Raw genomic sequence first — 12113 nt, 5'->3', positions numbered from 1 at the left:
CCGCGACAGGTGGGCGCGTGTCGCCGACGACCGCCGGGACGACGCTGGGGCTCGCCATCGAGCTTTCGGTCCTCCAGCTTCGCGCCGAGCCCGGCGCGACCGACTACCGGGGACTGCTGTTCCTGGCGACGTTCCTCGCGCTGGCCGGGTTCATCCTCGCTAACCACGGTGCCGCCGCGTACACGCTCCTGCTCTGGGAGGGCGGTGCGGGCGTGGTGACGTGGGTGTACGTCGAGCCGGTGCTGGGCGGGTTCTTCTTTCTCGCGGCCGCGTTCCAGTTCCCGCTCGCGGCCCGCCTCTGGGGCGATCCGCTCCGCCTCTGGCCGCGAACTCGCCGGCTCGTGGGAGCGGTGGCCGAGCGGGCGGGAGCGGATTCCTGAGCGGGCAGTGCGGCTCGCCGACCGACGGATCGCCGACCCGCGTTACCGACCCAGATCGGCGTGCGCAGAGGAGAGGTTCCGCGACGCGAGCGCCGAGAGCAGCGAGAGTTCCCCTGCCAGCGCCGCGACCGCGACCGCCTCCGCGAGCGCGTCGGCGTTGCTCCCGGCCGGGTCGCCCCCGCCACGGACGCCGAGCACGTCGAGGCCCTCGGCCTGGGTCGGCAGCTTGGTTCCGCCGCCGACCGTGCCCACTTCGAGCGAGGCGAGCGTCACCGAGACGTACAGGTCGCCCTCGTCGTCGACTTCCGCGGTCGTGATGGCGTTGGCGCCCTCCACGACTTGCGCCGCGTCCTGGCCCGTCGCGAGGAACATCGCGGCGACCGCGTTTGCCACGTGGGCGTTGAACCCGAGGCCGCCGGCCTTCGCGCTGCCCACGAGGTTCTTCCGGGTGTTCACCTCGGCGACGGCCTCGGGGCTCGTCTTCAGCGTCTCCGCGACGATTTCGCGCGGGACTGTCACGTCGGCCGCGACCGTCCGGCCGCGCCCCTCGACCGCGTTGATCGCGGCGGGTTTCTTGTCCGAACAGAGGTTGCCCGAGAGCGCGACCAGACTGGCCGCGGTCTCCGCCTCCACGACCTCGCAGGCCGCCTCGGTCGCGATGGTGGCCATGTTCATCCCCATCGCGTCCTTGGTGTCGTAGGCGAACCGCAGGTAGACGTTGTTGCCGACGACGTACGGTGTCACCTCGCGGAGTTCGCCGTGGCTCGTCGTCGACTCGGCCGCGTCCCGCAGCGCCGGGACGTTGTCCCGGGCCCACGAGGCGAGCGCCTCGGCTTCTGCCACGCCCGCGACGCGGAAGGCCGGCGCGCGCGTCATCCGGTTCTTCAGCACCCGCGCGCCAGCGCCGCCGGCCGAGTTCAGCGCCGCACAGCCGCGGTTGACGGAGGCCAGCAGCGCGCCCTCGGTCGTCGCCATCGGCAGGTAACGTTCGCCCGAGACGGCGCCGCCGTCGATCTGGACCGGGCCGGCGACGCCGACGGGAATCTGCACCGCGCCGGTCATGTTCTCGATGTTCGTGTCGGTCGCCTGCCCGGCGGGGAGGGTGTACTCGCCGGTCGCGTCCAGTTCCGCACCCGACTGTTCCTCCACGAGGAGCCGACGCGCCGCGACCGCGGTGTCGGCGTCGGCGTGGTCCTCGAGTTCGTACAGTCGGAGGTCGCCGTCCCGAACCCGGCCGGCGAGCGTCTCGGGGTCCGTGTCGGTCATGGGTCGACCTGGTGGTGGCGTCCGCTAAGTCGTGTCGGTTCGGACGGTCCGTTCCGGACGGATCCCGGGCGATCGGCGTCCGGGTCGGGCGTCACCGGGGTTCGTACGCCCACAGCGTCGCGGTCGTGTCCTGTCCCGCACCCAGCGTCGACTCCCGGCGCTGCTCCTCGGGCGTTGACTCAGACGTGAACAGGTACGTTCCCCCGGCGGGGACGACGCCGCGTGCACGCGTGCCGGCCGTTTGGAGATCCCACAGTATCGCCCCGTCCGCCCGGTCGAGCGCGACGGCCCGGACCTCGCGGGCGTCGGCGTCGACGCGGAGGACGTGGACGGCCCGCTCGGTCACGGTGGCTACGGTCCCCTGCGCGTACCGTTCCGGTGTGAGGCGTTCGTGCCACAGCCGCTCGCCGCCGTCCGCGAGGTCGAAGGCGGCGACGTGGCCGGTGAGTCCCGCGACGTACGCGACCCCGTCGGCGACCGGCGGCCGGACGACGGCGTTGCCGGGCCACTCGGTCTTCCACCGCCGGCGAGCGCGAGCGCCGCTCGTCGCGTCGTGCGTTCGGGGACCATGGTGGGGCGTTCCGGAGGGGCCGGCAAGTACCTTGGCGAAACGGTAGCGTCGATTTCACCGACCGTTCGCCGCCTCCCGGGGTTCGGTTCGTTCCCGGCGTCGCCCCCGACCTCGTTCGGCTTCCCGAACCGTTTTCCCCCTCCCACACCCCGTCGAACGCATGACCGAAGCCGCCGACCTGGTCGTCACGAACGCCGAGGTCCACACGCTCGCCGACCCCGACGAGACGGTCGAGGCGGTCGCGGTGCGCGACGGCGACGTGGTCCGCACCGGCGCGGCCTACGACGTGGAGTTCCTGGCCGGCGCGGACACCGACGTCGTCGACGCCGGCGGCCGCGTCGTCCTTCCCGGGTTCATCGACGCCCACACCCACCTGCTCGCGGTCGGCCGGTCGCTGGTCCACGCCGACCTCTCGGCCGCCGATGGACCCGACGAGGCCGTCTCGCTGCTCCGCGAGCGCGCCGCCGCGGTCGAGGACGGCGAGTGGGTGCTGGGGTTCGGCTACGACGAGTCGACCTGGGCCGAGTCGCGCTACCTGACCGCGGCGGACCTCGCCGCCGTCTCGGAGACCGCACCGGTCGCCGCGTTCCGCGAGGACATGCACGTCGCCTCGGTGAATCGGGTCGTGCTCGACCGCTACCGCGACGCCATGCCCGACGAGGACGTCCGGACCGACACGGGGAACGCGACCGACGGCGGCGAGCCGACCGGCGTGCTCGTCGAGACGGCCGTCGATCCGGTGTACGACGCGATCGAGCCGGACGCGGCCGAGGCGCGGGAACTCGCCGAGGCCGCCCAGCGCGAGGCGAACGCGCGCGGGGTGACGATGGTCCACGACATGGTCCGGCAGTCGAAGGCACCGGAAGTGTACCGGGAACTGGACCTCGCGGGCGAGCTCACGCTCCGGGTGCGACTCAACTACTGGTCGGACCACCTTGCGGAACTGATCGATCTCGGCCTGCGCACGAACCACGGGAGCGAGATGGTACGGGTGGGGGCGGTGAAGTCGTTCACCGACGGCAGCCTCGGCGGACGGACGGCGAAGCTCTCCTCGCCCTATGCCGACGCCGCGGACGGCACCGACGCCGCGGACGGCACCGACGAGGGGGAGACGGGCCAGTGGGTCGTCCCGCCGGAGGAGGTCCACGACCTGGTCTCCCGCGCCGACGACGCCGGCTTCCAGGTGACGCTGCACGCCATCGGCGACGAGGCGGTCGACCTCGCGCTCGACGCCTACGCCGAGACCGAGGACCCCGGCGGAATGCGCCACCGCGTCGAGCACTGTGAACTCGCCGGCGAGGATGCCGTCCGGCGGTTCGCCGACCTCGGCGTCGTCGCGTCGATGCAGCCGAACTTCCACAAGTGGGGCCACGAGGGAGGGCTGTACGACGCCAGACTCGGCGACCGGCGGACCGACGCGAACCGGCTTCCGGCGTATCTCGACGCGGGCGCGCCGCTCGCCTTCGGCTCGGACTGCATGCCGCTCGACCCGCTGCTCGGCGTCCACCAGGCGGTCAACGCGCCGAGCGACGGGCAGGCGGTCGGCGTCACTGACGCGCTCCGGGCCTACACGAGCGGGGCCGCCTACGCCGGCTTCGACGAGCACCGGCTGGGAACGCTGGAACCCGGAAAGCGGGCCGACTTCGTCGCGCTCGGCTCGTCGCCCTGGGAGAACGAGGACGGGATCGAGGACATCGACGTCGCGTTCACGGCGGTCGGCGGGGAACTGGTGTACGACGGCCGGTAGGTGTCGGAGCCCCGTCCCGTCAGGTGCCGGCCTCCGCTTCCACGTCCGCCCCCGCTTCCTGCTTGCAGACGTCCAGCACCGAGAGCGTCCCGTCGAGCGTCACCGAGAGCGTGTCACAGTCGGCCGGCAGGTCCAGCCGGATGCGGAGCGGGTCCTCGGCGAGCACCGTCGTGCGGGCGTCGCTCACACACCAGTCGAACGTCCAGAACGGCTCGGTCGTCAGGTCGTGGCCGCGCTCGGAGAAGAAGTTCAACACCGGCGCGGTATCCAGCAGGTTCAGGCCGACCGCGGAGTTGAGCCGGTTGTCACAGCGCTCGCAGACGTGGTGGACTTCGAGCTCGCGGCCCGGCACGTTCGTCTCGGCGTCGAGCGTCGTCTCCATCCGACCCATGCACTCGGGGCAGACGCCGTCGGCGGCCAGACAGTAGTGGTGACGAACGTGGTGGTGGAAGGCGTCGAGGAACTCCTCGGCCGTGCGGTCGTCGAGGCCGCCCGGCGGGAACGGGTAGTCGACCGCCGTCCGGCCGCAGTCGTCGCAGGTGATGGTCAGCACCTCGTTGCCGTACCTCGCCGAGAGGTCGCCGCCGCAGGCGTAGCAGTCGCCCGGCGCGTCGAACGGCCCGACCTCGGCCCGACCAGTGAACGTCCCGGCGAAGACGGAGCGGACCACCTTCCAGCCCGCCGTCCGGAACGCGTAGCCGTCGTCGGTCTTGCGGACGAAGTGTTCGAGCAGTTGCTTCAGGTGGTAGTTGAAGTGGGCGCTGTCCTCGAGGTCGATGCGCTCGTACAGTTCCGAGAACGGGACGGCCTCGTGGCCGGATTCGACCGTCGCCTCGTGGAGCGCCTGGAGGATGTCGATGCGCGTCTCGTTTCCGAGCAGGGCGAACGCCTCGGCGGGGGTGAGGCCGGCCTCCTCGACGGCATCGGGGGCGTCCTCGGCGGGAGTGCTCATGGGCGGGGCTTTCTCGTCGGACGGTAAAATCGTTGGGCTCCCCGGCCCCGGATCCCAGCGGCTCGGCGTCCGAGACGGGCGTGCCGGGCTCAGTCGGCGAAGCGAACCGCGTCGTCCTCGCCCTCGACGGTCGCCCCCTCGAGTTCCGCGAAGGCGTCGTGCACGCGCTCCCAGGTGTCATCGAGCGCCTCGACGATCACCTTCGTGTCCGAGACGACCGGCATGAAGTTCGTGTCGCCGCCCCAGCGCGGGACGACGTGGGTGTGGACGTGGTCGTCGATGGACCCGCCCGCGGCCGCGCCGCCGTGGTTCATCCCGGCGTTGAAGCCGTCCGGACCGAGCGCGACGCGGAGCGCCTCGAACGTCCGCTGTTTCATGCAGGCGTGATCGAGCAGGTCGGCCTCGCCGAGTCCGGCGTAGTCGCCCTCGTGGTCGTACGGGATGACCATCGCGTGGCCGGGGTTGTACGGGTAGTTGTTGAGGATGACGAACGACCGGGACGAGCGGGCGACGATGCGCGACTCCCGGTCCGCGTCCCGCTCGGGCAGCACGCAGAACGGGCAGCCGTCGATGCCGCCGTCGCGGTCCTCGCGTTCGACCCAGTCGATGCGCCAGGGGGCGAACACCTGATCCATACGACCGGCGAGGGGAGCGCGGGTCTTCAACCCCCGCGCTCCGGTGACGAGGTACCCGTTTTCCGCCACCTCGGGTCGGATCGAGGGATCCGGGTATCGGTCGAACGGCCGGGCTACTCGAACAGCCCAGCGGTCGTGACCTCGATGCCGTCCTCGGTGACGACGAGGGTGTGTTCGGCCTGGCTGACGAGCTTTCCGTCCTCCTCTTTCAGCACCGGGTACCCCTTCACGACGCCGTTCGTCTTCAGGCGGCGAAGCGCCATCTCCGAGCGCGAGGACTCCAGCCAGCGCGCGGCGAAGGGGAGGCCGTCGAACTCGCGGACCTCCTCCAGCGTCTGCCGCGCGGCGCGGTTCCGCACGGACCGGTCGTTCGTCAGCTCGAAGATTTCCTCCTCGTTGCCCTCGCCGACCTTCCCGCGGCCGTCCGTGGCGAACGGCTCGATGGCGACGACCTGTCCGGGTTCGAGTTCCACGGAGCGGTCGACGCCCCGGTTCGGAACGTTCGGGCCGGTGTGTGCGTCGAACCGCTGGACGCCGTGGCCGGACAGGTTGTAGACCGGCGTGTAGCCGTACGCGTCGATCACGGATTCGATCTCCTCGCCGATCTCGCCGACCGGAACGCCCGGCCCGGCGGCCTCGACTGCGGCCGCGAGCGCCTCCTCGGCGGCCTCGACCAACTCGACCTCGCCCGCGAGGTCCACCGTCACCGCCGAATCGGCGATGTAACCGTCGACGTGGACGCCGACGTCGAGACAGACGACGTCCTCGCCGAACTCCGTCCCGTCGTCGCGGCTCGGCGTCGCGTGGCTGGCCTCCTCGTTCACGGAGATGTTGACCGGGAAGGCGATGCCCGCGCCCTCCTCCCGGATGCGCTCTTCCGCGTACTCGGCCACCTCGAGGTGGGTCGCGCCGGGTTCGACCAGCTCCCTCGTTTCGGTCATCACCGTCGTGAGTATCTCGCCCGCCTCGCGGTACTTCTCGAGTTCGTCGTCGGCCAGCGCGCTCATGTCGGCGCGTTCGGCCGACCTCGGCAAAGGGGTTGCGCTCGTGGCCCGCCCGTCGGGGGAACCGCTCGGGTCATAGCCCCGAAGCCATGTCAATCGATCACACAATAGTCCCCATAGCACCCCTTTTCCGGCGGTAGGGTCTTGCTCCCTCCGATGACAGCGCCGACGCCGGGGTCCGAACTCGACCCGCCGCATCGCCGCGTGGCGCTCGACGACTGGGCCGGCGTGTACGTCGTCGGCGACGTCCACGGCTGTCCCGGGGCGTTCGACCGGCTGCTCGCCGAGTTGGGTGTCACCGACGACGACCTCGTCATCGTCGTCGGCGACCTCGTCCGCAAGGGTCCCGACAGCGAAGGCGTGGTCGATCGGGTCCGCGCGGCCGACAACGTGCTGTCGGTCCGGGGCAACAACGAGGAGAAGCTGGTGCGGGGCGAGGAATCGCTCCCGGACCTCGCGGACGACGACCTCGACTGGCTCGCCTCCCTCCCGGTCGCGATCTCGTGGGAAGCGACCGGGGAGGTCCGGGCCGGCCTCGTCGTTCACGGCGGCGTCGACCCCCGGATCACGCTCGCCGAGCACGCCGTCGAGACTCTCCAGACGACCCGCTCGCTCGTCCCGGACGGGAGCTACGGCGACCGCCCCTACTGGTGGGAACGGTACGAGGGCCCCCGGCGCGTCTTCTTCGGTCACACCGTCCTGGATCGACCCGTCGTCCGCGAGCACGCCGTGGGGCTCGACACCGGCTGCGTCTACGGCGGGGAGCTGACCGCCTACGACCTCCGGCGCGACCGCTTCGTCTCGGTCGACTCGGACGAGCCAGCCCGGGCGCGCGCCGACGCGAAGGTGCTCTCACCGCCCGTCGACGACCCCGGGGCCGCCGGCCCGGAGAACGCATGCGGACTGAGCCGGGCGGTGACCCACGATGACGGACGGTGACGAGACCGTCGTGGCCGAGGAGGCGCCCCACGAGTCCACCGCGGCGGCCGATCGTTCGTCGGGGGCGGCCGATGCGCCGCCCGGGCATGGCGACGACGGCGTCGATCGGGATGGCGACGGCGAGGGCCGAGAGGACCGTTCGTCGGCCGGGCGGTCGGAGTCGGTCGAGTCGTTCGACCCGGAACCCGACGGAAACGGCCCGCCGAGACCCTGGGTACCGGCGCCGTCGTCGCCGGGGGAGCCATCCGTCCTCTGGGGGCGGTTCGGCGCGGAGACCCCGCCGATCATCGTCGACGGCGCTGGGGAGGCCGAGCCTGACCCGACCGATCCGGCGTTCCAGTTGAGCCGCGAACTGAGCGAGCTCTCCTTCCAGCGGCGCGTCCTCCACGAGGCCGAGGACGAGCGAACCCCGCTGCTCGATCGGATGCGCTTTCTCGGGATCACGACCCGGAACCTGGACGAGTTCTTCATGAAGCGGGTCGGCGGGCTGAAACAGCAACTCGCCGCCGGCGTCACCGAGTCGACCCCCGACGGTCGGACCCCCCGGGAGCAGTGGGAGGCGGTGCTCGAACACGCGCGCGACATCTTCGAGCGGCAGTCGCGCTGCTACCAAAACCAGGTCGGGCCGGCGCTGCGCGAGGCGGGCATCGAGATCGAGTCCTGGGCGGACCTGACCGACGACGAGCGCGGGGCACTCCGGGACCACTTCGAGCGACAGGTGATGCCGACGCTGACGCCGCTGACGTTCGATCCGGCACACCCGTTCCCGTTCATCTCGAACCTCTCGCTGTCCGTGGCCGTGGTAACCAGGGACGAGGAGGGCGAGGAGCGGTTCTCACGGATCAAGGTGCCCCAGAACCGGCCGCGGCTGATCCGCGTGGATCAGGTCACCGTGGGCGCGAGCGACGGGGGCGACACAGACGGGTCCTCGACCACCAGCGACGAGTCCGCCGTCGACGACGGGACGGCACGGTTCCTCCCGCTGGAGCGGCTGATCGAGGCGAACCTCGACACGCTGTTCCCCGAGGTGGAAGTCCTCCACAGCTCCACGTTCCGCGTCACGCGAAACGCCGAGGTCCGCCGGAACGAGGAGGTCGCGGAGGGGCTCATCGAGATGATCGAGGACGTGCTCCGCCAGCGCCGGTTCGCGACGGTGGTCAGGGTCGAGGTCGCGGCGGACACGCCCGAGACGGTCCGGGAGCTCCTGGTGGAGCATCTCGACGTGGGCGAGCGGGAGACGTTCGAGCGCCCGGAACCGTTCGCGCTGGACGGGTTCGGCGCGCTCCAGGACCTCGATCGGTCGGCGCTGAAGCGTGACCCCTGGACGCCCCAGCGACATCCCCGGTTCGAGGGCATCGACGCCGACCACCCGGAGGACCTGTTCCGGACCGTGACCGACGACGACATCCTCGTCCACCACCCGTACCACTCGTTCTCGGGCACGGTCCAGACGTTCCTCGACGCCGCCGCCCACGACCCGAGCGTGCTCGCGATCAAGGCCGCGATCTATCGCACCGCGCCGGACTCGAAGGTCGTGGCGAGCCTCATCGACGCGGCCAAGAACGGCAAGCAGGTCGCGGTGATGGTCGAACTGAAGGCGCGCTTCGACGAGGAGAACAACCTCCGCTGGGTCAAGCGCCTCGAGGAGGAGGGCATCCACGTCGCGTACGGCACGATCGGACTGAAGACCCACTCGAAGGTCGCGCTCGTCGTGCGGGAGGAGTCGGGCGAGGTGGAGACGTACTCGCACGTCGGCACGGGTAACTACCACTCCGAGACGGCCAAGGAGTACGTCGATCTCGGGCTGTTGACCGCCGACGAGCAGATCGGCGGCGACCTCGTCAAGCTGTTCAACTCCTTCACCAGCCACGCGCGGCAACGCGAGTACGACCGGCTGCTGGTCGCGCCCGAGAACCTCCGTGACGGTCTGACGGACCTGATCAGGACCGAAGCCGCCGTCGCGGCCGAGGGCGGCGACGCACGGATCGTCATGAAGATGAACGCGCTCGAGGACCCCGGAATCGTCCGCGAACTGTACGAGGCCTCGCGCGCCGGGGTCGAAATCGACCTGATCGTCCGGGGCATCTGTCGGCTCCGGCCGGGCGTCGAGGGCCTCTCGGAGACGGTCCGCGTCCACAGCGTCGTCGGCCGGTTCCTCGAACACTCGCGGATCCTCTACTTCGCCAACGGCGACGGGGAGGGCGAGCCGGCGTACTTCCTCGGCTCGGCCGACGCGATGACCCGGAACCTCGACCGGCGCGTCGAGGCGGTCGTCCCCGTCGAGGATCACGAGGTCCGGGCCGAACTGGCGACCGTCCTCGGCACGATGCTCGGCGACAACCGCCGGCGCTGGGCGATGTGTCCCGACGGGAGCTACGTCCAGATCGAGCCGCGCGCGGACGCTCCGACGGTCGACACCCACGAGCGGCTGAAGGAACGGGCACGGGCGGCAGCCCCCGAGCCCGACTCCCAGCCGGCGAAGGCCGACGGACGCCGCGACCCGCAGGTCGACCTGGACGACGTGTTCACCGAGCCGGGCGACCTGTAACGAGCTGCTCCCTCCTGCCGATTTCCGAGTTTGCTCGCGTCACTCGCCGGCCATCCGCGGTCTTTTTGCCCCGACCGCCGGACCTGTCGGTATGGCAAAACAGCCCCATCTCCTCGTCGAGGAGGGCGACGTCCACGACGTCGCGCTCATCCCGGGGAACCCCGACCGCGTCGACCGCATCGCGGACCAGTGTGAGAACGCGGAGCTCGTCTCGGAGAACCGCGAGTACCGCATCGTCAACGCCGAGTACGACGGCCGGCCGCTCACGATCTGCTCGACCGGCATCGGCTGTCCGTCCGCCGCGATCGCCATCGAGGAACTCGCCAACGTCGGCGTCGAGACGGTCATTCGCGTCGGCACCTGCGGCGGCCTCCAGACGGACGTCGAGGTCGGCGACATGGTCGTCGCCACCGGCGCGGCAAAGGAGGAGGGAACGAGCAAGCGCTACGAGTCCGCGACCTACCCGGCCGTCCCCGATTACGACACGCTGACCGCGCTCGTCGACGCCGCGGAGGCCAGCGGCGAGGAGGTACACGTCGGCCCGATCGTCTCCGACGACGCGTTCTACAACGAGTCCGACGAGTACGTCGAGGACTGGGAGGCGGCCGGCCTGCTCGCCATCGAGATGGAGGCGGCGGCGGTCTTCTCGCTCGCACGCCGCCGCGGGATGGACGCCGGCGCGATCTGTACCGCGGACGGCAACCTCGTCGCCGGCACCCAGAAGGGGGCCGACTCGGACGAGGAACTCCCGGAGAAGGCGAGGAACAACGTGGGCCGCGCCATCGCGCTCACGCTGGAGGCAGTCGCTAGCCTGTAGCAGTCGGTTCCGCCGTCCCGCTCACCGCGGTCGTCCTACTCCCCGTCGTCGCCGCCCGGACCCTCGGTCGCTTCGTCCGGTTGGTCCAGGAGTTCACGCGCCAGCGCCTCCGAGTCGCCGCGCTGGAGCGCCGACTCGACGAGCAGGTGTCCCCCGATGCTCGCGGGCGAGATGACCGTGTTCGCGCCGGCCCGCTTCAGCTTGTTGACGTTCTCCCGGTCGCTCGCGGCGGCGACGATGGCGACTTCGGGGTTGAGCTGTCGAGCCGTCAGGATCGAGAGCGCGTCCTCGGCGTCGTTGTTCGTCGCGGTCACCACGGCGCGGGCCTCCCCGACCTTCGCGCGTTCGAGCGTCCCCTCGTCTGAGGGGTCGGCGGTCAACACGTTCAACTCGCGCTCGCGGAGGCCGCGCGCGACGTCCTCGTCGGGCGTGATGACGAGGAAGTCGACGTTCGCCTCGGTGAGTTCTTCGACGATCGGTTCCGTCAGTTCCCCGTGGCCGAGCACGAGGACGTGCCGTTCGAGGATGTCGATGTCTGTCTCTGTCATGCGTCCGAGTGCGGTCGCGAGTCGTGCCTCGATGGCCGGCGTGATGAGGACCCCCAGCGCGACGGCGAAGGCGGCGACGTTGAGCACGAGCGCCGAGAGCGCGAACCACTTCGCGAGTTGCCCCTCCGCCCCCGAGGCCGGGGTCACGTCGCCGTAGCCGACCGTCGTCGCCGTCACGATGGAGAAGTACAGCGCGTCGAGGAGCGTGTCCACGCCGTTGAACTGCTCGCGTAGCGCGAACGTCCCGGCGGTGCTGTAGCCCAGCGCGCCGACGAGCGCCGAGAGCGACGCCCACTGGGTGAGGCTCAGGTCGACGTCCCGCTCGAACAGTCGACGGTTGAGCCCGACGATCGGAAGCGAAAGCAGCGAGAGGCCGACGAGCGGGTACGAGTACGCGCTCGCCTGCAAGAGTCCCTGGGCCGCCGAGAGCGGCAACAGCAGGATCGTCGAGTACCACGCGCCGCGGTAGCCCCGACGGAGTCCGTACGCCGACCCGAGCAGGAGAAAGCCGGTCAGCGCGCCGGTGAAGCCGGCCGTCTGGACGACCGTCGGCGGGAGCACGTCCACGAGCGGTCCGCTCGGCTGGGTCGTGATGTTCAGGATGCCGATGCCGACCGACAGCAGCGCCGTCACGCCGGTGAGCATCACCGTCACGTGCCCGCCGAGCCGGTCCCGCCACTCCGCCATGTCCCGATGGACCGGTGCC

The 12113-nt window shown here is 70.9% G+C and carries 10 protein-coding genes and 1 pseudogene; 5 read left to right on the top strand and 6 right to left on the bottom strand.

The genetic code is table 11. The annotated features are described in order from the left end of the window. Positions 1-17 precede the first annotated feature (17 nt). On the top strand, positions 18-380 hold the full coding sequence (locus RJT50_RS09810) for a hypothetical protein (RefSeq protein ID WP_313691077.1): 363 nt from the start codon (positions 18-20) through the stop codon (positions 378-380). Positions 381-422: 42 nt separating this feature from the next. Here RJT50_RS09810 and hmgA read toward each other — a convergent pair whose 3' ends face one another. Next, a complete protein-coding gene (gene hmgA / locus RJT50_RS09805; RefSeq protein WP_313691076.1) occupies positions 423-1646 on the bottom strand; it encodes a hydroxymethylglutaryl-CoA reductase (NADPH) in 1224 nt (407 codons plus the stop codon). Between the two features lie 91 nt (positions 1647-1737). Then, positions 1738-2166 (bottom strand): annotated as a pseudogene (locus RJT50_RS09800) (outer membrane protein assembly factor BamB family protein); the annotation flags it as partial. A gap of 211 nt (positions 2167-2377) precedes the next feature. Between RJT50_RS09800 and RJT50_RS09795 the strand changes: the two are divergent. Continuing rightward, on the top strand, positions 2378-3964 hold the full coding sequence (locus RJT50_RS09795; RefSeq protein ID WP_313691075.1) for an amidohydrolase: 1587 nt from the start codon (positions 2378-2380) through the stop codon (positions 3962-3964). Positions 3965-3983: 19 nt separating this feature from the next. Here the strand turns inward: RJT50_RS09795 and RJT50_RS09790 are convergent, their stop codons facing one another. The 3 genes from RJT50_RS09790 to map form a co-directional block, all read right to left on the bottom strand. Then, entirely contained in the window at positions 3984-4916 is a 933-nt protein-coding gene (locus RJT50_RS09790; RefSeq protein ID WP_313691073.1) for a winged helix-turn-helix domain-containing protein, read from the bottom strand. A gap of 89 nt (positions 4917-5005) precedes the next feature. After that, the gene (locus RJT50_RS09785) at positions 5006-5551 is read right to left on the bottom strand and encodes an HIT family protein (protein WP_313691072.1); all 546 of its coding nucleotides are present in this window, start codon (positions 5549-5551) and stop codon (positions 5006-5008) included. 113 nt (positions 5552-5664) lie between these two features. Beyond that, positions 5665-6558 (bottom strand): type II methionyl aminopeptidase, encoded by an 894-nt coding sequence (gene map / locus RJT50_RS09780; RefSeq protein ID WP_313691070.1) that lies wholly within the window; start codon positions 6556-6558, stop codon positions 5665-5667. A gap of 153 nt (positions 6559-6711) precedes the next feature. Between map and RJT50_RS09775 the strand changes: the two genes are divergently transcribed. The 3 genes from RJT50_RS09775 (at position 6712) to RJT50_RS09765 (ending at position 10859) form a co-directional block, all read left to right on the top strand. Continuing rightward, positions 6712-7494, top strand: coding sequence for a metallophosphoesterase family protein (locus tag RJT50_RS09775; RefSeq protein WP_313691068.1), 783 nt, complete (start codon positions 6712-6714; stop codon positions 7492-7494). Beyond that, positions 7481-10042, top strand: coding sequence for a polyphosphate kinase 1 (gene ppk1, locus RJT50_RS09770; protein ID WP_313691067.1), 2562 nt, complete (start codon positions 7481-7483; stop codon positions 10040-10042). Before RJT50_RS09775 ends, ppk1 begins: the two co-directional genes overlap by 14 nt. 91 nt (positions 10043-10133) lie before the next feature. Continuing rightward, entirely contained in the window at positions 10134-10859 is a 726-nt protein-coding gene (locus RJT50_RS09765) for a guanosine phosphorylase (RefSeq protein WP_313691066.1), read from the top strand. A 35-nt stretch (positions 10860-10894) separates the two neighbouring features. Here the strand turns inward: RJT50_RS09765 and RJT50_RS09760 are convergent, their stop codons facing one another. After that, complete coding sequence (locus RJT50_RS09760; protein ID WP_313691065.1) at positions 10895-12094, bottom strand: NAD-binding protein; 1200 nt, start codon at positions 12092-12094, stop codon at positions 10895-10897. Positions 12095-12113 lie beyond the last annotated feature (19 nt).

The sequence above is a fragment of the Halobaculum sp. XH14 genome, from assembly GCF_032116555.1.
Classification (GTDB): domain Archaea; phylum Halobacteriota; class Halobacteria; order Halobacteriales; family Haloferacaceae; genus Halorarum; species Halorarum halobium.
The sequence above is the reverse complement of the archived record's forward strand: the minus strand, read 5'-3'. Positions and strand labels throughout refer to the sequence as shown.

Excerpts from the sequence above, each read along its gene's own strand:
- RJT50_RS09775 (WP_313691068.1), top strand. The coding sequence starts at position 6,712 with ATGACAGCGCCGACGCCGGGGTCCGAACTCGACCCGCCGCATCGCCGC.
- map (WP_313691070.1), bottom strand. The coding sequence starts at position 6,558 with ATGAGCGCGCTGGCCGACGACGAACTCGAGAAGTACCGCGAGGCGGGC.
- RJT50_RS09760 (WP_313691065.1), bottom strand. The coding sequence starts at position 12,094 with ATGGCGGAGTGGCGGGACCGGCTCGGCGGGCACGTGACGGTGATGCTC.
- RJT50_RS09795 (WP_313691075.1), top strand. The coding sequence starts at position 2,378 with ATGACCGAAGCCGCCGACCTGGTCGTCACGAACGCCGAGGTCCACACG.
- RJT50_RS09765 (WP_313691066.1), top strand. The coding sequence starts at position 10,134 with ATGGCAAAACAGCCCCATCTCCTCGTCGAGGAGGGCGACGTCCACGAC.
- RJT50_RS09790 (WP_313691073.1), bottom strand. The coding sequence starts at position 4,916 with ATGAGCACTCCCGCCGAGGACGCCCCCGATGCCGTCGAGGAGGCCGGC.
- hmgA (WP_313691076.1), bottom strand. The coding sequence starts at position 1,646 with ATGACCGACACGGACCCCGAGACGCTCGCCGGCCGGGTTCGGGACGGC.
- ppk1 (WP_313691067.1), top strand. The coding sequence starts at position 7,481 with ATGACGGACGGTGACGAGACCGTCGTGGCCGAGGAGGCGCCCCACGAG.
- RJT50_RS09785 (WP_313691072.1), bottom strand. The coding sequence starts at position 5,551 with ATGGATCAGGTGTTCGCCCCCTGGCGCATCGACTGGGTCGAACGCGAG.